The organism is Streptomyces sp. NPDC127114, assembly GCF_042677525.1.
Lineage (GTDB): Bacteria > Actinomycetota > Actinomycetes > Streptomycetales > Streptomycetaceae > Streptomyces.
In genome coordinates this window covers 1-20705 of sequence record NZ_JBHXTJ010000022.1, presented here as the reverse complement: position 1 = coordinate 20705, position 20705 = coordinate 1, and the positions used below count along the sequence as shown (strand labels likewise).

Sequence of the window (20705 nt, the reverse complement as noted above, 5' to 3'; positions counted from 1 at the left end):
GCGTGATGTTCCGGCTACTGATGGGGAGGAGGTGCGGACATGCGCGCGTCGCAGCACCACTCGTTCGCCGCAGTCGCCTCGGCCGCCGCACTCCTCGCGGGCCTCACCGCTCTCGGCGTCGCCGCCGAGGTCCGTGCCGCACCCGCTCCCAGGGAGGACGTCCCCCCCACCGCCCCGGCGGCCGCGGAACCCGAGAACTTCGGCGCCTCCTGCCGCACCCTCGTCCAGGGCTCGACCGTCACCGCCCACTGCCAGAACCCCTATCCGCGCACCGACCGGGTCCGGCTCCACGTGGAGTGCGACCGCTGGTGGGACGTCGATTCCGACAGCGCCCCGGTCGAGGTCGGCCCCGCCGACTACGCCCAGGTGACCGGCCGCTGCTGGAAGGAGGTCCGCTCGGCCTGGATCACCCACGAGCCGGCGGCTCAGGGCTCCTGAGACGCGGCCGGCGCCGGGCTCCTGAGGCACAGAAACGGATAGCTCGCCGCCTCCGCCGCCGCGCGCTCGGCGTCGCCCTCGCGGATCGCCTCCACCAGACGCGCGTGGTCCATGTGGTTCTCCGGCCGCAGCTCCCGGCCCACGTCGCCGCGCAGCCACTCCCGCAGCACGTGCCCCAGGTCCGCGTAGAGCTCGGTCAGCACCTCGTTGTGCGAGGCCACCACGACGGCGTGGTGGAACGCCGCGTCCACCGTCACGAACTCCTCGGCGTCGCCGGATTCCCACACCTCCTCGCGGCGCAGCAGCAGCGCGTCGATCTGCTTCAGGTCCCGGTCGGTGCGGCGCCGCGCGGCGAGCCGGGCGGCCGAGGACTCCAGGGTGGAGCGCAGCTCGGCCACGTCCCGGGGGTCGGAGCCGGCGAACCTGCGGTGCATCACCCCGGCGAGCTCACTGGTCGCCACCACGTAGGTGCCCGAGCCCTGGCGGATGTCGAGCAGCCCGTTGTGGGCGAGGGCCCGCACCGCCTCGCGGACGGTGTTGCGTGCCACCCCGAGCTGCTCCACCAGCTCGGGTTCGGTCGGGATCCGGGTGCCGACCGGCCACTCGCCCGAGGTGATCTGGTTCCGCAGCTGGGTGATCACCTGGTCGGAGAGCCCGCTGCGCCGGGGATGGCCTAGGGCCATGCTGCACCTACCCATTCGTTCGAGATTGGACAACCAATCATCCCATGATTCTATGATGGGCCCATGCGTGACGAGCCCCAGACCCTCACCCCGACCGCCGGGAAGCAGCCGCGCGCCACGGGCGCCGCCGATTCTCCCGCAGCCTCCGGCCCCGCCCGCTGGGTGACCCGGCTGGTCGCCGTCGGGCTCGTCCTCGCTGCCCTCAACCTCCGCCCCGCCATCACCAGCCTCGGCGCCCTGCTCGAGGAAGTCAGCGCGGACCTCCACATGAGCGGCACCGTGGCCGGCGTCCTCACCTCCGTACCACCGCTGTGCTTCGCCGTCTTCGGCGTCGCCGCCCCGCGCCTCGCCCGCCGCTTCGGCCCCGTGGCCGTGGTCTGCGCCGGCATGGTCGCGATCCTCACGGGCCTGGTACTGCGCTCCTTCGCCGGCGGCACCCCGGCGTTCCTCGCCGCGAGCGCCCTCGCCCTCATGGGCATCGCGCTCAGCAACGTCCTCATGCCGGTCCTCGTCAAGACGTACTTCCCTGACCGCATCGGCAGCATGACCGGCCTCTACTCCATGGCCCTCGCCCTGGGCACCTCCCTGGCCGCCGCCGCGACCGTGCCGGTGACCGATCTCCTCGGCGGCGACTGGCGCCTCGGCATGGGCGTCTGGGCGGTCCTCGCGGCGTTCGCCGTCCTGCCCTGGCTCCCGCTGCTGCGCTCCGGCGGCGCCACCGGAACGGCGACGGCCGGCGGCAGCACGGGCTCCGCCGCCACCGGTGGGTCCGCCGGGGGAGCGGGATCCGGCACGGTCCCGGCGCAGGGCGGCACCGGCACGGTCCCGGCCCAGGGCGGCGGCGCGGCACGCGGTGCTGCCGAGCCCGCGTCTCGCGGTGTCGCCGAGCCCGGGCCCCGCGGTGCTGCCGAGCCCGCGTCTCGCGGTGTCGCCGAGCCCGGGCCCCGCGTCACCCGCAGCCGCACCGCCTGGGCCCTCGCCTGCTTCTTCGGCCTCCAGGCCACCGGCGCGTACATCACCATGGGCTGGATGCCGCAGATCTTCCGCGACGCCGGCGTCCCCGCCTCCACGGCGGGCGTGCTCCTCGCGGTCACCATGGTCATGGGCGTGCCGCTCGCGTTCGTCATCCCCGGGCTCGCGACCCGGATGCGCAACCAGGGCCCCATCGTCGTCGCCCTCGGCCTGTGCGGCCTCGGCGGCTACACCGGCCTCTACTTCGCCCCGGCCGGCGGCGCCTGGCTCTGGGCCCTGCTCCTCGGCGTCTCCAACTGCGCCTTCCCGCTGGCCCTCACCATGATCGGCATGCGCTCGCGCACCGGCGCGGGCGTCGTGCGGCTCTCCGCCTTCGCCCAGAGCGTCGGCTACCTCATCTCCATCCCCGGCCCGCTCCTCGTCGGCGTCCTCTACCAGCACAGCGGAGGCTGGGGCCTGCCCGTCGCGCTCATGGGCGGCCTGATGATCCCGCAGATGATCGTCGGCTCCCTCGCGGGCAGGGACCGGACCGTCGAGGACGAATGCTGAGATGCGAGACTGATCCCATGCCCGTACTCGAACCGAACCCCCCGAACGGCCAGAAGAAGCTCCTCATGGTCTTCGGCGCGATGATCGGCATCACCGTCGTCATCGCCGTCATCGCGTCCATCGCCTCACCCTGACCTCCTCTTCCCTCCCCGGGGTAGGGCTGTCCCCCCATCCCCTAGGGGGTGAGTGTCAGGGTCAAGTGGGTGGATCACCTGATGGGCCGGAGCCGTTCCGCTCCGTACGTTGGTGTCACCGCGGAAAACGCGGCGATCCCATCCCACGGAGGCGGCCATGACGGCGCGAACCCACACCGGTGCACAGGTCCGGCGGACCGGCGTCGACACCCGGCTGCCCTGGTGGGCCCTCGCCCTTCCCGTGGCCGCGTTCGTCGCCCTCTTCCTGCTCATAACGGGGTCGGGAGACGCCCAGGCGATGGGCGGTGACCCCGGCATCGGCGGCATCCTGCAGCACCTCCAGCAGACGCTCTCTCCCTGAGTCAACCCGGGCCGTTTCATGCGAAGCTGTCCAGCATGAGCGTCGACACACCCCGCAGGATCGTGCTGCTCCGACACGCCAAGGCGGACTGGCCCCAGACCTCCGACCACGAGCGCCCGCTCGCCGAGCGTGGCCGCACCGACGCCCCCGTCGCGGGCCGCAGGCTCGCCGACACCGGCATCGGCTTCGACCTCGCCCTCTGCTCGACCGCCGTGCGGACCCGGGAGACCTGGAAGCTCGCCGTCCAGGAGCTGCCCGAGCGCCCGAAGACGGTGTACGAGGAGCGGATCTACGAGGCCTCGCCCGGCGAGCTGATCGCCGTGATCAACGAGACCCCGGACACCGTGAACGACCTGCTGCTCATCGGTCACAACCCCGGGATGCACGGCCTCGCGGAGATCCTCGCCGCCGAAGCCGAGGGAGACGCCCAGGCCCGTATGAACCGCTCCGGCTTCCCGACCTCCGCCTTCGCCGTCCTCGCCTTCGAGGGCACCTGGAAGTCCGTCGAGCCCGGCGTGGCCACCCTGGTCGACTTCTGGACGCCGCACGACTGACCGGCTCCCTCGCCCGTACGCGAAGGGGCCCGGCCGTCCTGCGACGACCGGGCTCCTCTCCGTACCGGGGTACCGGGCCGGCGCCTGTCCTGCGGATCAGGGCCGGACAGGCACTAGTGCAGCAGCTCGCCCGTCCCGCCGTCGGCCGCCTCGACCTCCTCGCGAGTGATGCCCAGGAGGTACAGCACGGTGTCCAGGAACGGCACGTTGACGGCGGTGTCCGCGGCCCGGCGCACCACCGGCTTCGCGTTGAAGGCCACGCCGAGCCCGGCCGCGTTCAGCATGTCCAGGTCGTTAGCACCGTCACCGATCGCGACCGTCTGTGCCAGCGGCACACCGGCCTCCTCGGCGAACCGGCGCAGCAGCCGCGCCTTGCCCGCCCGGTCCACGATCATCCCGGTCACCCGGCCGGTCAGCTTGCCGTCCACGATCTCCAGGGTGTTCGCCTGGGCGAAGTCGAGGCCCAGCTTCTCCTTGAGGTCGTCGGTGACCTGGGTGAAGCCGCCGGAGACGACGCCCACCTGGTAGCCGAGCCGCTTGAGGGTGCGGATCAGGGTCCGGGCCCCGGGCGTCAGCCGTACCTCGTCGCGGACCTTGTCCACCACGGACGCGTCGAGACCGGCGAGCAGCTCCACACGGGCGTGCAGCGACTGCTCGAAGTCCAGCTCGCCGCGCATCGCCGCCGCCGTCACCTCGGCGACCTTGTCCTCGCAGCCGGCGTGCGCCGCGAACAGCTCGATGACCTCGTCCTGGATCAGCGTCGAGTCGACGTCCATGACCACGAGCCGCTGGGCCCGGCGGTGCAGCCCGGCGGAGACCACGGCCACGTCGACGCCGACCGAGTGGGCCTCGGTGGCGAGCGCGGTGCGCAGCGGCTCCGTCTCGCAGCCGGAGACGGCGAACTCGACGGCCGTCACCGGGTACTTGGCGAGCCGGAAGATGCGGTCGATGTTGCCGCCGGCCTCCGCGATCCTGGCCGCTATGGCCGCCGTCTGCTCGGCGGTCAGCGGGTGGCCGAGGACCGTGACGTGCGAGCGGCCCTCGCCGCGCGGCCGGTTGTCACCGGTGCCCGAGATGATCTCGGCCTGCAGCTTCATGGACTCGGCCCAGCTGTGCACGGTCGCGCGCAGCTCGCCCTGGCTTGCGACGGTCGGCTCGGTGACGAGCGCGCACAGGACGAGCCGGCCGCGGGACACGACCTGTTCGATGTCCACGACGTCGACGGAGTACGCGGCGAGGGTGTCGAAGAGTCCTGCCGTGATCCCGGGACGGTCCTTCCCGAAGATCTTGACGAGGAGAGTCGGAACGTCCGAGGCGGGCACGCCCGTGGTGGGAACGTCTGGGGTCTGCGATGCGCTCATGGTGCTTCCACCGTATCGGGCACCGGGTGCCACTCCACCCCCCGTCCCGCCTGCCGGACACCCGCCTGGCCGCAGACCGGCCACGGGCGGCGCCTCCCGCGTACGGGCGGAGCACCGTGCGGCGCCGCGGGCAGCGCCGCGGGCAGCACCGGAGCCAGTGCCCGGAGTCCGGCGGCGGTCGGGCGTACGTGATCTGTCCGGCATGCGCAAGCTCTTCACGTGGCCCGACTTTCGGATACGGGCCGGGGCCTGAAATAGTTCCCCAGGATGTTCACCATCCCTGGGCTCCCGACGACGGGGGTGCATCGGGGGACAAGTAGTGGGGCATGGAGTGCCAGAACTCGTACTGGAATTGAATGGAAGGACCTGGACCCTCGATCCGTCCAGGTCGTACACCCTGGGCCGTGATCCCCAGGGCGACCTGGTGATCGACGACGCCAGGGTCTCGTGGCGACACGCCACCATCAGCTGGGGCGGCCGGAGTTGGGTCATCGAGGACCACGGCTCCACCAACGGCACGTTCGTGCAGGGTCAGCGGATCCACCAGGTGGAGATCGGGCCCGGCTCGGCCGTGAACCTCGGCAACGCCACCGACGGCCCGCGGCTGAACCTCGCCGCCGCCGGCGCGCCGGCCCAGCAGCAGGTGCCGCACCAGCAGGCGGCGCCGCACGCCGCGCAGCAGCCCGCCCACCACGGGCTGCATCAGGAGATGACGCACCAGGCCCCGCCGCAGCACCAGGCGCCGCAGCAGCACGCCCCGCAGCAGGGCTGGCAGCAGCAGCCGCACCAGGCGCCGCCGCAGGTCCCGCACCAGCAGGCCGTGCCGCAGGCCGGACCGCAGGGCGCGTCGCCGATGCACGGCGACCGCAGCCCCACGACCTTCCACGAGCTGAACCTCGGCCGGGTGATGCGCATCGGTCGTGCGCTGGAGAACGAGCTGGTCGTCTCCGACCTCCAGGTCTCGCGTCTGCACGCCGAGTTCCACGCGACGCCCGACGGGCGCTTCCAGATCCGCGACCTCGGCTCGCACAACGGCACGTACGTCAACGGTCAGCCGATCGCCAAGGGCAGCACGGTCCTCATCGGCCCCAACGACATCGTGGGCGTCGGTCACTCGACCTTCCGGATCGTCGGCAACCAGCTCGAGGAGTTCGTCGACACCGGCGAGGTCTCCTTCTCGGCCCGCCACCTCACGGTGACGGTCGAAGGCGGCAAGCAGATCCTCAAGGACGTCACCTTCGGCGTCCCCGAGAAGTCGCTCATCGGCGTCATCGGCCCGTCCGGCTCCGGCAAGTCGACCCTCCTCAAGGCGCTCACCGGCTACCGGCCCGCCGACCAGGGCGACGTCCTCTACGACAACCGCAGCCTCTACAAGCAGTTCGCCGAGCTGCGCCAGCGCATCGGTCTGGTCCCGCAGGACGACATCCTGCACAAGGAGCTGACCGTCCAGAAGGCGCTGCGCTACGCGGCCAAGCTCCGCTTCCCCGGCGACACCGCCGAGGCCGAGCGCGAGGCCCGGATCGACGAGGTGCTGCGCGAGCTCAAGCTCGACATCCACAAGGAGAAGAAGGTCACCTCCCTCTCCGGTGGCCAGCGCAAGCGCGTCTCCGTCGCGCTGGAGCTCCTCACCAAGCCCTCGCTGATCTTCCTGGACGAGCCGACCTCCGGCCTCGACCCGGGCATGGACCGCGACGTCATGCAGCTGCTGCGCGGCCTCGCCGACGACGGCCGCACGGTCCTCGTCGTCACCCACTCGGTGGCCGAGCTCGGTCTGTGCGACAAGCTGCTCGTGATGGCGCCCGGCGGCTCGGTGGCGTACTTCGGCCCGCCGGAGGAGGCGCTGAACTTCTTCGGCTACTCCACCTGGGCCGACGTCTTCTCGGCGTTCGAGAACTACCGCGACTACGACTGGGCCGGCCGCTGGAAGGGCTCGCAGCACTACCAGATGTACGCGGCGGAGATCGACGCCGTCGCCGCCCAGCCGGTCCAGCTGCCGCACCAGGCGCAGCAGGCGCTCGCCCGCCCGCCCAAGCCGCAGGGCTGGGGCTCGCAGCTGTGGACGCTGATCCGCCGCTACGTGTCGGTGATCGCCTCCGACAAGGGCTTCCTGGCCCTCATGGTGATCCTCCCGGCCGTGCTCGGCGCGGTGTCCGTGGTCATCCCGGCCGACTTCGGCCTGGGCAGGCCCAAGCCGCCGTCCCGCTTCAACGGCGACGCCGGCACCATCATGCTGATCCTCGCGGTCGGCATGTGCTTCTCGGGCGCCGCCAACTCCGTACGAGAACTGATCAAGGAACGGGTCATCTACGAGCGGGAGCGCGCCACCGGCCTGTCCCGCTCCGCGTACCTGATGTCCAAGGTCATCGTGCTCGGCCTGATCACCGCCTTCCAGGGCGTGATCATCTGCGGCATCGGCTTCTCCACCCGCGAGCTGCCGGAGGAAGGCCTGTTCATGCCGCCGGCCGTCGAGCTCTGCGTCCAGGTCATCGCGCTCGGCCTGACGTCGATGATGGTCGGCCTGGTCATCTCCTCGCTGGTGAAGACCGCTGAGAAGACCATGCCGCTGCTCGTCATGTTCGCGATCATCCAGGTCGTGTTCACCGGCATCCTCTTCCAGGTCTACGGCTCGCCCGGCCTGGAGCAGTTCGCCTGGCTGATGCCCTCGCGCTGGGGCATCGCCGGCGCCGGCACCACGCTCGACCTGGCGCACCTGATGCCGCCGTGGGACCACAAGGACCCGCTGAACACCGACCCGCTGTGGGAGCACACGATCGGCCAGTGGAGCCTGGACCTCGGCATCCAGCTGCTCATGGCCACCGTCTGCTGCTTCCTCGTCGCGCGGCTGCTGCGCCGCCACGAGCCCGAGGTCATGCGCAAGTAAGGCCTTCCGGCCACGCCCGAAGGGCGGCACCCGCACGGGGTGCCGCCCTTCGGCATGTCTGCGCCGGACCGGTGGCCGTCGGCTCAGTACGCGCTGTTGACGTTGTCGATGGTGCCGTAGCGGTCGGCCGCGTAGTTGCAGGCGGCGACGATGTTGGCGACCGGGTCGTACTGGTCGAACTTGGTGCCGGGGATGTGGTACGCCTTGAAGGTCGGGTAGATGACCTGCAGCAGACCCTTGGACGGCACGCCGTTGATGGCGTTGATGTCCCAGTTGTTGATGGCCCGCGGGTTACCGCTGGACTCGCGCATCACGTTCTTGTAGATGCCGTTGTACGTGCCCGGGATGTTGTGCTTGTCCATGATGAACAGCGCCTCGCGGATCCAGCCGTCGAGGTTGTTCGCGAAGACCGGCTTGCGGGCGGCGGCGCGGCTGGCGGCGGCCTTCTCGGCGGCGCGCTTCTTCGCCTCGGCCTCGGCCTTCTTCTTCGCGGCGGCGGCCTTGGCGGCGGCGGCCTGGGCGGCGGCCTTCTTCTGGGCGGCCTCGGCGGCGGCCTTGGCCTTGGCGGCGGCCTCCTGCTTCGCCTTGAGGGCGAAGGCCGAGGTCTGCTGGTCGAGGCTGGCGGCGAGCGCCTTCGCCTGCGGGCTGTTCGCGTCGTACGACCAGGCGACCTGCTGGGTGTGGGCCAGGGCCTGGGGCTCCACCTCGGTGGAACCGCCGTTGCCCTGGACGAGGGAGAGGCCGAGCGCCGCGGCGCTCAGAGCGGCGACGCCGGCGATCGCGGCCTTGTGGGTCTTCTTCAGACCACGACTGTGGCCAGGGGTGTTCGCAGACATGCAGGACTACCTCTTCGAATCGCTGGGGGTCGCTCGGGCCGGGGCGGCGCTGCGCCTGCTCGGCGGCGACGGACGCAATTCTTAGCGGCAGCAAAATCTCGTGGCAAAGGTGTGACGTACGATCCCGGGTAGTGGATCAGGGCCTCCGCGTGCGGGCCGCCGGACCGGTCCCGGACCAGTTCCGGCAGCGCTCATCTCGCCTTTAGCTATCCACTAGGGCGAGTCGTAAGTGATGTGGGTCCTATGCGCGGGCTCACATCGGTCGTGTAACAACCTCACCGCGAGTTGCATCAGCAATGCGCTCGGTGAGGCCCTCCTCCGGGAGGAGGAGATGGACGTCCCCGAACTCGTGCCAGAGGTAGCGCGCGCCCACCGCTGCGGCGTACGCCCGCCGCAGCGCGGGCCGCCCCGCCACCGCCTCCAGCATCAGCAGATGCGAGGCCTCCGGCTCGTGCAGCCCGGTCAGCAGCCCGTCCACGACCCGCACCCCGCGCTCGGGCGTCACGACGAGATCCGTCCACCCCGCCGCGCCGCGCACCACGCCGTCCGCCACGGCCGACTCCAGCGCCCGGACCGCCGTGGTGCCCACCGCGACGATCCGGCCCCCGCCGGCCCTCGCCGCGTTCACCAGCCACGCCGTCGACGCCGGCACCTCGAAGCGCTCCGGGTACGGCGGCTCGTGCGCCTCCGCCGACGCCACCCCCGTATGAAGGACGACCGGGGCGAACTGCACCCCACGGCTCACCAGCTCCGCCACCAGCCGCGCCGTGAACGGCCGGCCCGCACTCGGCATCTCCGCCGAACCCCGCCCGTCGGGCGACGGCAGCGCGAACACCGTCTGGTACGCGGCCAAGGACTGGTCCCGCTCCGTGTACCCGTACCGGATCGGCCGCCCGTACCCCGACAGCAGCGCCGGCACGTCCGCGTCCGGCCGCGCCCACCACAGCCGCGGCGCCCCCGCCACGAGCGGCTCGTCGAGCACGAGCCGGGAGCCGCCCGGCAGCCGCACCACCGCCCCCGCGGGCCCGCCCGCCCGCGGCCGGGTCGTCCCCGCCCCGTCCGGCTCCCGCAGCTCCACCGCCCACCGGCCGTCGTCACCCCGCGTCGAGAAGTGCACGACCACCGGCACACCTCCCGGCTCGGGCCCCAGCCGCCCGTCCACCGCCGCCGCCAGCGTCGCCGACGTGTTCACCACCAGCACGTCCCCCGCCCGCAGCAGCCCCGGCAGCTCACGGAAGGCCCGGTGCGTCACCTCGGTGCCCCGCGACACGAGCAGTCGTACGTCGTCCCGGCCGCGCCCCGGACCCCGCTGCTCGGCCGGCACCCGGGCCGACAGCTCCGCGGGCACCCGCGTCATCAGCCCCATCACACCTCCAGGAAGGCAGGCGCCGCGTACCGGCCGCTCGCGGGCCGCTCGTCGACCAGCCGCAGGAAGGCCGGAACGACCTCGTCCGGCGTGGGCGTGCCCGACAGGTCCTCGCCCGGCTCCGCCGCCGCCAGCATGTCCGTCCGCATCGAGCCCGGGTCCACCCACCAGACCCGCAGCCCCGGCTCCTCCACCGCCAGGACCGCCGACAGCTGGTCCAGCGCCGCCTTCGTCGCCCCGTACGCGCCCCACGTGCGGTAGGGCTCGACCGCGGCGTCCGAGCTCAGGTTGACCACCGCCCCGGCCGCCGCCTCCCGCAGCAACGGCAGCGCTTCCTGCAGCAGCCCCAGCGGCGCCACCACATTCGCCTCCAGGGCCGCGCGGAAGCCGTCCAGGGAGTGGCCGCCCAGCGGCACCAGCGGTGCGGCACCCAGGACCGCCGCGTTGTTCACCAGAAGATCGAGGCCACCGAGCTCCCGCGCCGCCGCCACCAGCTCCGCCCGGTGCCCCGGATCCGTCACGTCCCCCGGCACGGCCACCACCCGCGCGCCGAGCGCGCGCGCCGCCTCCGCGCTCTCCTCCAGAGCTGCGGCCCCGCGGGCGTCGAGCACCAGATCCCAGCCCCGCGCGGCGAGCCCCGCCGCCAGGGCGCGCCCCAGACCCTTCGAAGCCCCCGTGACGATCGCGACAGGCATGTCCGTCCCCTTCTGCTTGCGGCTTCCGCACGGTGTCCGGCTTCGGCCCGGCCTCCGAGCGCCGCGATCCGGCGCCCGGTGCGATCCAGCCTCGTGATCCGCCCCGCCCCGCCGCCTCGTCCCGGGGCCCCGACCCGCCAGGGAACTTGGACCTAGGCCCCCGGTCCCGGTCCTCCGCCGTCCACAGGCGGATACGGACCGTCACATCCCACCGGTACGGTGAAACACATGAGCCATCGACCGAGCTCCGGCCTCGCCGCCGTGAGCAGCGCCCTGCTGGCGATGAACCGCCAGATGGAGGTCCGCGACGTCCTCAAGACGATCGTCGCCTCCGCGCGTGAGCTCCTCGACGCCGAGTACGCGGCGCTCGGCGTCCCCGACGACCACGGAGGCTTCGCCCAGTTCGTCGTCGACGGCGTCACCGACGAGCAGTGGCGCGCCATCGGCCCGCTGCCCCGCCAGCACGGCATCCTGGCCGCCATGCTGCACAAGGCCGAGCCCGAGCGGCTCGCCGACGTCCGCAAGGACCCGCGCTTCGAGGGCTGGCCCGCCGCCCACCCCGAGATGTCCGACTTCCTCGGCCTGCCCGTCCGCGACGGCGACGAGATCCTCGCCGCCCTCTTCCTCGCCAACAAGCGCTGCCCCAAGGAGACCGGCAGCTGCGGCTTCACGGCGCAGGACGAGGAGCTGCTCACCCTCCTCGCCCAGCACGCCGCCATCGCGCTCACCAACGCCCGGCTGTACGAGCGGAGCCGCGAGCTCACCATCGCCGAGGAGCGCTCCCGGCTCGCCCACGAGCTGCACGACGCCGTCAGCCAGAAGCTGTTCTCCCTGCGGCTCACCGCCCAGGCCGCCGCCGCCCTCGTCGACCGCGACCCCGACCGCGCCAAGGGCGAGCTCCAGCAGGTCGCCGCGCTCGCCGCCGAGGCCGCCGACGAGCTGCGCGCCGCCGTCGTCGAGCTGCGGCCCGCCGCCCTCGACGAGGACGGCCTCGTCCACACCCTGCGCACCCAGATCCAGGTCCTCGACCGCGCGCACAGCGCCCGCGTCACCTTCGAGAGCGCCGGCGTCCGCGCCCTGCCCGCCGCCCAGGAGGAAGCGCTGCTCCGAGTCGCCCAGGAGGCCCTGCACAACGCCCTGCGGCACTCCGGCGCCGGACTCGTCACCGTCGCCCTCACCCGCAGCGGCCAGGGCGCCCGGCTCACCGTCGCCGACGACGGCAGGGGCTTCGACCCGGCGACCGTCCGCAGCGCCGGCCGCCACCTCGGCCTCGTGTCCATGCGCGACCGGGCCGGCGGCGTCGGCGGCACCCTCACCGTGACGTCGGCCCCGGGGCGGGGCACCACGATCGAGATGGAGGTCCCCGGTGGCTGAGAAGATCCGCGTGCTCCTCGTGGACGACCACCAGGTCGTCCGCCGCGGTCTGCGCACCTTCCTGGAGGTGCAGGAGGACATAGAGGTCGTGGGGGAGGCCTCCGACGGCGCCGAGGGCGTCGCCCACGCCGAGGAGCTGCGGCCGGACGTCGTCCTCATGGACGTGAAGATGCCGGGCACCGACGGCATCGAGGCACTGCGCCGGCTGCGTGAGCTGGCCAACCCGGCCCGCGTCCTCGTCGTCACGAGCTTCACCGAGCAGCGCACGGTCGTGCCCGCGCTCCGCGCCGGCGCGCGGGGCTACGTCCACAAGGACATCGACCCCGACGCGCTGGCGGCCGCCATCCGCTCCGTCCACGCCGGACACGTCCTGCTCCAGGCCGAGGTCGCCGAGGCCCTCCTCAGCCAGGACGAGCACGGGCAGGGAGGCGGCGGTACGGGCCGCGGCTCCACGCTGACCGAGCGGGAGCGGGAGGTCCTCGGCCTGATCGCGGACGGCCGCTCCAACCGGGAGATCGCCCGCGCGCTCGTCCTCTCCGAGAAGACGGTCAAGACCCACGTCTCCAACATCCTCATGAAGCTGGACCTCGCCGACCGGACCCAGGCCGCGCTCTGGGCCGTACGGCACGGCCTGACCCCGTAGGCACGGCCGTTCCCTTTTTCATACCGTCGTGTGTATGTCCCCCGTTCGGCGCAACCCGGCGGGGGCGGCGGCGTTCTTCATGGCGTGCTGCGGCGGACCGGCCGCAGCGATGACCAGGAGGATCCCGAAGTGAACAACCTGAAGAAGGCCGCCGCCCTGACCATGGTCGCCGGAGGCATCGTCGCCGCCGGTGCGGGTGTCGCCTCCGCCCACGGCGGTGCGCACGCCCACGGGCAGGCCCTCAACTCGCCGGGCGTCGCCTCCGGCAACCTGGTGCAGGTCCCGGTCCACGTCCCCGTGAACGTCTCCGGCAACACGGTCAACGTGATCGGCCTGCTCAACCCGGCCTTCGGCAACGGCGCCGTCAACCACTGACGCCGCCCGCAACACTCCCGGCCCCCGGACGATCCCCCGGGGGCCGGGCCTTTTTGCGGCCTCCCTTTTGACGTGCGGCTCGCACCACTCGGCGCCAGGGCGCCTCCCGGGCTTCGCCCCGCTGCGGCGGACACCGTCCGCCGGTGGTGGGCCCCGGCCGACGGCCGGCTCCTAGAAGCCCCGCTCCCGCTCCCGCTCCTCCACGTACGCGTTGTACGCGGCGACCTGCGCCCGCCGCGCCACCCGCTCCACCGGCCGCAGGGCCGCACCCCGCGCCGACATCTCCGCCGCGCTCACCGCGCCGCCGTGGCCGTCGTACGCGAGGTCGACGAGGAGGCCGATGCGCTGGGCCAGCTCCAGGACGCGGACCGCGCGGGGCGGGTAGCCGGGGGCCAGGATCTCGCGGCCGGCCTCCGCGCGGGCCCGGTAGGCGTCGCGGGCCGCGTCCGCCGCGGGGCCGGAGGCGGCGACGTCGAGCCGGGTCAGCACCGTCGTCGCCTCGCGCAGCGCCTCCGCCAGCTCCCGCTCCGCCTCGCCCAGCGACGGCACGTCCGCCGGCGGCGCCTCCCGCACCGGGAGGCAGTGCCAGACCACCTCCACGTGCAGATCGCCCACCGGTCCCACCTCCGAGACCTCGGGCACCAGACCGTACGGCGCGCCGAAACCGACCACCGCCTCCTCGGCCTCGACCGCCCGCGCGTTGAACTCCGGCGGACCGCTCAGACCCAGCGGATGCCCCGGCGCCGGCAGCGCCACCCGCCACCCGGTCACCCCGAGCCGCCGCAGCCGCCCGAGCGCAAGCGTCAGCCCCACCGGCCCCGCCTCGCCCGGCAGTCCCTCGACACGGTGCACCGCGTCCTGTCCGACAATGGCCTGCGCCGCATCGTCCGGCGACACCGCCCCGGCCAGCAGGGCATTGCCCCAGGCGGCGAGACGTCCTGAGCGTGGTTCCGAAAGCATGCCCCCCAGCGTAGGGACAAAAGGAAGGCCCTAGGGACCGGCCCGGCCCACCGGTGGCGTAGGTTTTCCCTGGACGCCGCGCCCACAGGCGAAGGCGACGACACGACTCGACCGCAAGGGGAGACAACGCGCTCATGAGCGATGTACTGGAGCTGGTGGACGTATCCGTGGTCCGCGACGGACGCGCTCTGGTGGACGAGGTCTCCTGGTCGGTCAAGGAGGGCGAGCGCTGGGTCATCCTCGGCCCCAACGGGGCGGGCAAGACCACCCTCCTCAACATCGCCTCCAGCTACCTCTTCCCCACCAAGGGCACCGCGACCGTCCTCGGCGAGCGCCTCGGCGGCGTCGGCACCGACGTCTTCGACCTCCGCCCCCGCATCGGCATGGCCGGCATCGCCATGGCGGAGAAGCTCCCCAAGCGCCAGACCGTCCTCCAGACCGTCCTCACCGCGGCGTACGGCATGACCGCCACCTGGCACGAGGACTACGACCCGGTCGACGAGGAGCGCGCCAAGGCCTTCCTCGACCGCCTCGGCATGAGCGACTACCTGGACCGCAGGTTCGGCACCCTCTCCGAGGGCGAGCGCAAGCGCACCCTCATCGCCCGCGCGATGATGACCGACCCCGAGCTGCTGCTCCTCGACGAGCCCGCCGCCGGACTCGACCTCGGCGGCCGCGAGGACCTGGTCCGCCGCCTCGGCCGGCTCGCCCGCGACCAGTTCGCGCCTTCCATGATCATGGTGACCCACCACGTCGAGGAGATCGCTCCCGGCTTCACCCACGTCCTGATGATCCGTCAGGGCAAGGTCCTCGCCGCCGGACCCATGGAGACCGAGCTGACCTCCCGTAACCTCTCCCGCTGCTTCGGCCTGCCGCTCATCGTCGAGCACGTCGGCGACCGTTACACCGCCCAGGGCCTTCCGCTCAAGTAGCCGACCGGCCAACCCGGCGCAACTACCGCACAGAGTCGCGCCCTGTCACCGGAGACCCCACCGCCCTACCATGACCATGTGGACATCGACGCATGGATCTGGTGGCTGATCGGCGCGGTGGGGCTCGGCATTCCCCTGGTCCTCACCGCGATGCCCGAGTTCGGCATGCTGTCCGTCGGCGCCGTCGCCGGAGCGGTGACCGCGGCCCTCGGCTTCGGTGTCGTCGCCCAGGTGGTCGTCTTCGCCGTCGTCTCCGTCGCCCTCATCGCCGTGATGCGCCCCATCGCCGCCCGGCACCGCGACGGCCGACCGGGACTCGCCACCGGTGTCGACGCCCTGAAAGGCCGTCAAGCCGTCGTCCTGGAACGGGTGGACGGCAACGGAGGCCGCATCAAGCTGGCCGGCGAGGTCTGGTCCGCCCGCACCCTCGACTCCGGACTCAGCTTCGAACCCGGAGAACAGGTCGACGTCGTCGACATCGACGGAGCGACCGCCGTCGTGATGTGACCGAACCTCGCCCATGACCCCGCGCGGTCTGGGAAACTCGATCATCGAGATCATCATCTGGTCTATCAACCGGCAGCGAAGGGCACAGGGAACGCGATGTCAGCAGTCATCATCGTCCTGATCATTCTGGTGGTGCTTGTCTTCATCGCCCTGATCAAGACGATCCAGGTCATCCCGCAGGCGAGCGCCGCCATCGTCGAGCGCTTCGGCCGCTACACCCGCACGCTCAACGCCGGACTGAACATCGTCGTCCCGTTCATCGACCGCATCCGCAACAGGATCGACCTGCGCGAACAGGTCGTCCCCTTCCCGCCGCAGCCGGTCATCACCCAGGACAACCTGGTCGTCAACATCGACACCGTCATCTACTACCAGGTGACGGACGCCCGCGCCGCGACCTACGAGGTCGCCAGCTACATCCAGGCCATCGAGCAGCTCACCGTCACCACCCTCCGCAACATCATCGGCGGCATGGACCTGGAGCGGACCCTCACCTCCCGCGAGGAGATCAACGCCGCCCTCCGCGGAGTCCTCGACGAGGCCACCGGCAAGTGGGGCATCCGCGTCAACCGCGTCGAGCTCAAGGCGATCGAACCGCCCACCTCCATCCAGGACTCGATGGAGAAGCAGATGCGGGCCGACCGCGACAAGCGCGCCGCCATCCTCACCGCCGAGGGCATCCGCCAGTCGCAGATCCTCACCGCCGAGGGCGAGAAGCAGTCCGCCATCCTGCGCGCCGAGGGCGAGGCCAAGGCCGCCGCCCTCAAGGCCGAGGGCGAGGCCCAGGCCGTCCGCACGGTCTTCGAGGCCATCCACGCCGGCGACCCCGACCAGAAGCTGCTCTCCTACCAGTACCTCCAGATGCTCCCGAAGATCGCCGAAGGCGACGCCAACAAGCTCTGGATCGTGCCCAGCGAGATCGGCGACGCCCTCAAGGGCCTCTCCGGCGCCTTCGGCAACGTCGCACCCGGCGTTCCCGGCTTCAACACCAAGGGCGCCCCCTCGGCCGACATCCCCGCCCGCCGCGAAGAACCCACCGTTGACTGACACGTACACGTAACCTCGTGCATGATCGGTGCGAGCCCCTCGACCCCGGCGACCCCGGAGCGGGGAGGCGACTCACCGAACCCGTTAGGAGATGGCTTTGTCCATCTGGGAAATGCTCGCGGTCTTCGCGGCCGGCACCGCCGCAGGCACCATCAACACCATCGTCGGGTCGGGAACGCTCATCACGTTCCCGGTCCTCCTCGCCACCGGCCTCCCACCGATCACCGCGAACGTCTCCAACGCCCTCGGCCTCGTCCCCGGATCCATCAGCGGAGCCATCGGCTACCGCAGCGAACTCAAGGGCCAGAAGACCCGCGTCCTCCGCCTCGGCGCCGCCGCCCTCCTCGGCGGACTCGTCGGCGCGATCCTGCTCCTCGCCCTGCCCTCCGAGGCCTTCGACGCGATCGTCCCCGTCCTCATCGGCATCGCCCTGGTCCTCGTCCTCTTCCAGCCCCGCATCGCCGCCGCCGTGCAGCGCCGCCGCGAGGCCAGCGGCACCGAGGCCCACCCCGACGGAGGTGCCGCCCTCCTCGTCGGACTCTTCCTCGCCAGCATCTACGGCGGCTACTTCGGCGCCGCCCAAGGCGTCCTCTACATCTCCCTGATGGGCCTGCTGCTCCACGACAGCCTCCAGCGCATCAACGCCGTCAAGAACATCCTCGGCGCCGTCGTCAACGGAGTCGCCGCCGTCTTCTTCCTCTTCGTCGCCGACTTCGACTGGACCGCCGTCCTCCTCATCGCCGTCGGCTCCACCATCGGCGGCCAGATCGGCGCCAAGGTCGGCAGGCGCCTCCCACCCACCGTCCTGCGCGGGGTGATCATCGCCGTCGGCATCGTCGCCATCCTCCAACTCACCCTGAACTGACCGCGACCGCATGACGAAGGGCCCGCCCCCGAAAAGGGGACGGGCCCTCACGCCGTACGCGAAGAACACATGCGCGGTCCACGCGGTCTACGCGGCCTGCCCGGCCAGCCAGTCCGGCAGCTCCGACCGCTCGGCCGCCCTCAGCGCCAGCAGCATCGCGTCCTGCGGCGTCGGCACGAACGGCTGGTGCAGCAGCGGCATCCCCGCCTGCTCCGGCGTCCGGTCAGCCTTGCGGTGGTTGTCCTCCGCACACGAGGCGACCGTGTTCAGCCAGTGGTCCCCGCCCCCCTGCGCCCGCGGCACCACGTGGTCCACGGTCGTGGCGCGCTTCCCGCAGTACGCGCACCGGTGCTGGTCCCGCACCAGCACACCCCGCCTCGACCACGGGGCCTGTCTTCGGAACGGCACCCGTACGTACCTGCACAGCCTGATCACCCGCGGCACCGGCATGTCCACGGCCGCGGCCCGCACGCGAAGGCCGGGGTGTTCCTGCTCCACGACGGCCTTGTCCTGCAGGACAAGCACCACCGCACGGTTGAGTGTGACCGTCGAAAGCGGCTCGAAGCTCGCGTTCAGTACCAGCGTGTCCCGCATGTTGCCCACCTCCCGTGTGCCGGCCCACCCCCGTGGCGGGCTTGGATCAACTCTGGCCGGGCGCGCCGGGTAGGACAACGCAATATCCGCGTAAAGAAAGATGCCCGCTTCTGATCTCTCCAAGACCAGAAGCGGGCAAACAACAAGCGAACGATCAGCCTTACGCGGGGTTCTCGTACTCCGCCACCAGCTGAGCACGCCCCAGCGTGTGGAAGCGCAGGTTGAAGCCGACCGCGGCGGGCGAGGTGTCCGCGTCAGGACCCAGCTTCTCCTGATCCACGGCGTACACCGTGAACACGTACCGGTGCGGCCCGTCGCCCTTCGGCGGAGCGGCCCCGCCGAAGTCCTTCGAGCCGTAGTCGTTCCGCGCGTGCACGGCACCCGCCGGCAGCCCCTCGAACGAGCCCGAACCCGCACCCGCGGGCAGCTCGGTCACCGACGCCGGGATGTCGAACAGCACCCAGTGCCAGAACCCGCTGCCGGTCGGCGCGTCCGGGTCGAAGCACGTCACGGCGAAGCTCTTCGTCTCCGCCGGGAACCCCTCCCAGCGCAGCTGCGGCGACGTGTTCCCCGCCGCGTACACCTGTGCGTCCTTCAGCCCCCCGCCCTCGACGACGTCGTCGCTCACCACCGTGAACGACGCCACCGGCGGGTGGAAGTCATGGGGGAGCGGTGCCCTCTTGCCCTCGGCCACGTCTGAACCTCCGTATCGCTGACCGGTCTTACCGGGCCGAGCCTAGAGCCAGTTGCGGCGGCCGCCGACCTCGGCGAGCCACTGGTTCAGATACGCCGCCCAGTCGGTCGTGTGGAAGTCGTGCAGCCCCACCGTGAACGCCCGGTACGAGTCGCTGCCCTCGACGAACAGACCCGGCTTCTTGTCCATCTCCAGGATGACGTCCATCTCCCGGTCGTCCGCGACGAAGCTGACCTCGACCTGGTTCAGCCCCCGGTACTGCGGCGGCGCGAAGAACTCGATCTCCTGGTAGAAGGGCAGCTTCTGCCGCGTGCCCCGGATGTGACCGCGCTCCATGTCCGCGTTCTTGAACCGGAAGCCCAGCTGGATGAAGGCGTCCAGGATCGCCTGCTGCGCCGGCAGCGGGTGCACGTTGATCGGGTCCAGGTCGCCCGAGTCCACCGCGCGGGCGATCTCCAGCTCCGTCGTCACGCCGATGTGCATCCCGCGCAGCTGCTGGCCCGCGATCGCGGTGACCGGCGTCTCCCACGGGATCTCCAGACCGAACGGCACCACGTGCACCGCCCCCGCCTGCACCTCGAAGGCCCCGCCGAGGCGCACCTTCACGAACTCGATGTCCTGCTTGTACTCCTGGTCGTTGCCCTCGACCTCGACGCGGGCCTGCAGCCCGACGGACAGACCCTCGATCTGCTGGGCGACCGAACCGCCCTGGATCCGCACCTCACCCTGGACGACACCGCCCGGAACCACGTTCTCCTCGGTGAGCACGGTCTCCACCGACGCTCCGCCCGCACCAAGGCTCGCGAGCAGCTTCTTGAACCCCATCGACGACTCCTTACAGTCCTGCGCTGTCCTGACCCCTACATACGCGTGACGACCGTAGCCGGTTCCTGACCGTCCCCGGACGGACCCCCAGTACGCTCGGACGCCATGAGCGAGAGCCCCGACCGTACGCCGCTCCCGCGGAGCTTCTTCGACCGACCCGTCCTGGAGGTGGCCCCCGATCTGCTCGGCCGCACCCTCGTACGGAACTCCCCGGAAGGCCGTATGGAGCTGCGCCTCACCGAGGTGGAGGCGTACGCCGGCGCTTTCGACCCGGGCTCGCACGCCTTCCGCGGCCGCACCCCCAGGAACGCCGTCATGTTCGGACCGCCCGGACACGCGTACGTCTACTTCACCTACGGCATGTGGCACTGCCTGAACCTGGTGTGCGGCCCTGAGGGCGAGGCGAGCGGAGTACTCCTGCGCGCGGGGGAGATCCTCACGGGAGCCGAGCAGGCGAGAAAGCGCCGGCTGTCCGCCCGCTACGACTCGGAGCTCGCCAAGGGCCCGGCCCGCCTGGCCACCGCCCTGGACGTGGCCCGCACCATGAACGGCACCGACGCCTGCGCCGGCCCCGACGCCCCCCTGGCCGTGCTCACCGGCACCCCGCCCGCACCCGAACAGATCCGGACCGGCCCCCGCACGGGAGTGGGCGGCGAAGGCGCCCCGCACCCCTGGCGCTTCTGGATCGACGGCGACCACACGGTGAGCCCGTACCGCGCTCACGTGCCGCGCAAGCGGTCGTCTTGACTCGGCTTCCGGAGGTGCGTAATGTAGCCCGAGCCGCTTGAGACGGGCAGTGCTCACTGAAGCCTCCCGGGAGCGGCCATCCAACTACTCACAACGATCTCCCGACGGGGCCTATTTCGGCATGGCCGAAATCTGTTCCAAATGGCTCGATTATGAGCCGCCAGGGAAATCCGCTAAAGTAGTGGACACGCCGGAAGGGCCCGGAGCGAAAGCGAAAGGGACCGGAAAGCACCGAGGAAATCGGATCGGAAAGATCTGATAGAGTCGGAAACGCAAGAACGAAGGAAGCGCCCGGAGGAAAGCCCGCGAGGG

Annotated in this window: 23 protein-coding genes; 14 read left to right on the top strand and 9 right to left on the bottom strand. The window is 71.6% G+C overall.

Features of this window, described 5'->3' with window-relative positions:
• Positions 1-39: 39 nt before the first annotated feature.
• Complete coding sequence (locus ACFVGS_RS22120; protein WP_384413276.1) at positions 40-438, top strand: hypothetical protein; 399 nt, start codon at positions 40-42, stop codon at positions 436-438.
• On the opposite strand, the gene ACFVGS_RS22115 is transcribed toward ACFVGS_RS22120, so the two are convergent.
• On the bottom strand, positions 426-1121 hold the full coding sequence (locus ACFVGS_RS22115; RefSeq protein ID WP_385693417.1) for a FadR/GntR family transcriptional regulator: 696 nt from the start codon (positions 1119-1121) through the stop codon (positions 426-428). The two genes, ACFVGS_RS22120 and ACFVGS_RS22115, sit on opposite strands and share 13 nt — an antisense overlap.
• A 63-nt stretch (positions 1122-1184) precedes the next feature.
• Between ACFVGS_RS22115 and ACFVGS_RS22110 the strand changes: the two genes are divergently transcribed.
• The 4 genes from ACFVGS_RS22110 to ACFVGS_RS22095 all read left to right on the top strand — a co-directional run bounded on the left by ACFVGS_RS22110 (position 1185) and on the right by ACFVGS_RS22095 (position 3691).
• Positions 1185-2642 carry a CynX/NimT family MFS transporter gene (locus ACFVGS_RS22110; protein WP_385693416.1) on the top strand — a complete coding sequence of 486 codons (1458 nt, stop codon included), beginning with the start codon at positions 1185-1187 and terminating at the stop codon, positions 2640-2642.
• A gap of 17 nt (positions 2643-2659) precedes the next feature.
• A complete protein-coding gene (locus tag ACFVGS_RS22105) occupies positions 2660-2776 on the top strand; it encodes an SGM_5486 family transporter-associated protein (RefSeq protein WP_384413285.1) in 117 nt (38 codons plus the stop codon).
• Between the two features lie 157 nt (positions 2777-2933).
• On the top strand, positions 2934-3137 hold the full coding sequence (locus ACFVGS_RS22100; RefSeq protein ID WP_384413288.1) for a hypothetical protein: 204 nt from the start codon (positions 2934-2936) through the stop codon (positions 3135-3137).
• A gap of 35 nt (positions 3138-3172) precedes the next feature.
• Positions 3173-3691, top strand: coding sequence for a SixA phosphatase family protein (locus ACFVGS_RS22095; RefSeq protein ID WP_384413291.1), 519 nt, complete (start codon positions 3173-3175; stop codon positions 3689-3691).
• A gap of 113 nt (positions 3692-3804) precedes the next feature.
• On the opposite strand, the gene serB is transcribed toward ACFVGS_RS22095, so the two are convergent.
• Complete coding sequence (gene serB, locus ACFVGS_RS22090; protein WP_384413294.1) at positions 3805-5052, bottom strand: phosphoserine phosphatase SerB; 1248 nt, start codon at positions 5050-5052, stop codon at positions 3805-3807.
• 319 nt (positions 5053-5371) lie between these two features.
• On the opposite strand from serB, the gene ACFVGS_RS22085 reads away from it, so the two are divergent.
• A complete protein-coding gene (locus ACFVGS_RS22085; RefSeq protein WP_384413297.1) occupies positions 5372-7933 on the top strand; it encodes an FHA domain-containing protein in 2562 nt (853 codons plus the stop codon).
• Positions 7934-8016: 83 nt separating this feature from the next.
• On the opposite strand, the gene ACFVGS_RS22080 is transcribed toward ACFVGS_RS22085, so the two are convergent.
• The 3 genes from ACFVGS_RS22080 to ACFVGS_RS22070 form a co-directional block, all read right to left on the bottom strand.
• The gene (locus ACFVGS_RS22080) at positions 8017-8769 is read right to left on the bottom strand and encodes a transglycosylase SLT domain-containing protein (RefSeq protein WP_384413300.1); all 753 of its coding nucleotides are present in this window, start codon (positions 8767-8769) and stop codon (positions 8017-8019) included.
• 253 nt (positions 8770-9022) lie between these two features.
• Entirely contained in the window at positions 9023-10135 is a 1113-nt protein-coding gene (locus ACFVGS_RS22075; RefSeq protein WP_385693415.1) for an S-adenosylmethionine:tRNA ribosyltransferase-isomerase, read from the bottom strand.
• Entirely contained in the window at positions 10135-10830 is a 696-nt protein-coding gene (locus tag ACFVGS_RS22070; RefSeq protein WP_385693414.1) for an SDR family NAD(P)-dependent oxidoreductase, read from the bottom strand. Before ACFVGS_RS22070 ends, ACFVGS_RS22075 begins: the two co-directional genes overlap by 1 nt.
• Positions 10831-11058: 228 nt before the next feature.
• Here ACFVGS_RS22070 and ACFVGS_RS22065 point away from each other — a divergent pair, with 228 nt between their 5' ends.
• The 3 genes from ACFVGS_RS22065 (at position 11059) to ACFVGS_RS22055 (ending at position 13222) form a co-directional block, all read left to right on the top strand.
• Positions 11059-12204, top strand: coding sequence for a GAF domain-containing sensor histidine kinase (locus ACFVGS_RS22065; protein ID WP_384413309.1), 1146 nt, complete (start codon positions 11059-11061; stop codon positions 12202-12204).
• On the top strand, positions 12197-12847 hold the full coding sequence (locus ACFVGS_RS22060; protein ID WP_384413312.1) for a response regulator: 651 nt from the start codon (positions 12197-12199) through the stop codon (positions 12845-12847). Before ACFVGS_RS22065 ends, ACFVGS_RS22060 begins: the two co-directional genes overlap by 8 nt.
• A gap of 129 nt (positions 12848-12976) precedes the next feature.
• Complete coding sequence (locus tag ACFVGS_RS22055) at positions 12977-13222, top strand: chaplin (protein ID WP_384413315.1); 246 nt, start codon at positions 12977-12979, stop codon at positions 13220-13222.
• Between the two features lie 171 nt (positions 13223-13393).
• Here ACFVGS_RS22055 and ACFVGS_RS22050 read toward each other — a convergent pair whose 3' ends face one another.
• On the bottom strand, positions 13394-14182 hold the full coding sequence (locus tag ACFVGS_RS22050) for a hypothetical protein (protein WP_384413317.1): 789 nt from the start codon (positions 14180-14182) through the stop codon (positions 13394-13396).
• A gap of 134 nt (positions 14183-14316) precedes the next feature.
• On the opposite strand from ACFVGS_RS22050, the gene ACFVGS_RS22045 reads away from it, so the two are divergent.
• The 4 genes from ACFVGS_RS22045 to ACFVGS_RS22030 all read left to right on the top strand — a co-directional run bounded on the left by ACFVGS_RS22045 (position 14317) and on the right by ACFVGS_RS22030 (position 17533).
• Positions 14317-15114 carry an ABC transporter ATP-binding protein gene (locus tag ACFVGS_RS22045; RefSeq protein WP_384413320.1) on the top strand — a complete coding sequence of 266 codons (798 nt, stop codon included), beginning with the start codon at positions 14317-14319 and terminating at the stop codon, positions 15112-15114.
• Between the two features lie 78 nt (positions 15115-15192).
• Entirely contained in the window at positions 15193-15621 is a 429-nt protein-coding gene (locus ACFVGS_RS22040; protein ID WP_384413323.1) for an NfeD family protein, read from the top strand.
• A gap of 96 nt (positions 15622-15717) precedes the next feature.
• Positions 15718-16668 carry an SPFH domain-containing protein gene (locus ACFVGS_RS22035; protein ID WP_384413326.1) on the top strand — a complete coding sequence of 317 codons (951 nt, stop codon included), beginning with the start codon at positions 15718-15720 and terminating at the stop codon, positions 16666-16668.
• A 91-nt stretch (positions 16669-16759) separates the two neighbouring features.
• A complete protein-coding gene (locus ACFVGS_RS22030) occupies positions 16760-17533 on the top strand; it encodes a sulfite exporter TauE/SafE family protein (protein ID WP_385693413.1) in 774 nt (257 codons plus the stop codon).
• A gap of 87 nt (positions 17534-17620) precedes the next feature.
• Here ACFVGS_RS22030 and ACFVGS_RS22025 read toward each other — a convergent pair whose 3' ends face one another.
• The 3 genes from ACFVGS_RS22025 to ACFVGS_RS22015 all read right to left on the bottom strand — a co-directional run bounded on the left by ACFVGS_RS22025 (position 17621) and on the right by ACFVGS_RS22015 (position 19646).
• Positions 17621-18127, bottom strand: coding sequence for an HNH endonuclease (locus ACFVGS_RS22025; RefSeq protein WP_384413332.1), 507 nt, complete (start codon positions 18125-18127; stop codon positions 17621-17623).
• Positions 18128-18287: 160 nt separating this feature from the next.
• Positions 18288-18821: a YbhB/YbcL family Raf kinase inhibitor-like protein gene (locus ACFVGS_RS22020; protein ID WP_385693412.1), complete on the bottom strand. Its 534-nt coding sequence runs from the start codon at positions 18819-18821 to the stop codon at positions 18288-18290.
• 42 nt (positions 18822-18863) lie between these two features.
• Positions 18864-19646 (bottom strand): sporulation protein, encoded by a 783-nt coding sequence (locus ACFVGS_RS22015; protein WP_384413338.1) that lies wholly within the window; start codon positions 19644-19646, stop codon positions 18864-18866.
• 105 nt (positions 19647-19751) lie between these two features.
• Here ACFVGS_RS22015 and ACFVGS_RS22010 point away from each other — a divergent pair, with 105 nt between their 5' ends.
• Positions 19752-20393: a DNA-3-methyladenine glycosylase gene (locus tag ACFVGS_RS22010; RefSeq protein ID WP_384413341.1), complete on the top strand. Its 642-nt coding sequence runs from the start codon at positions 19752-19754 to the stop codon at positions 20391-20393.
• Positions 20394-20705: the final 312 nt, after the last annotated feature.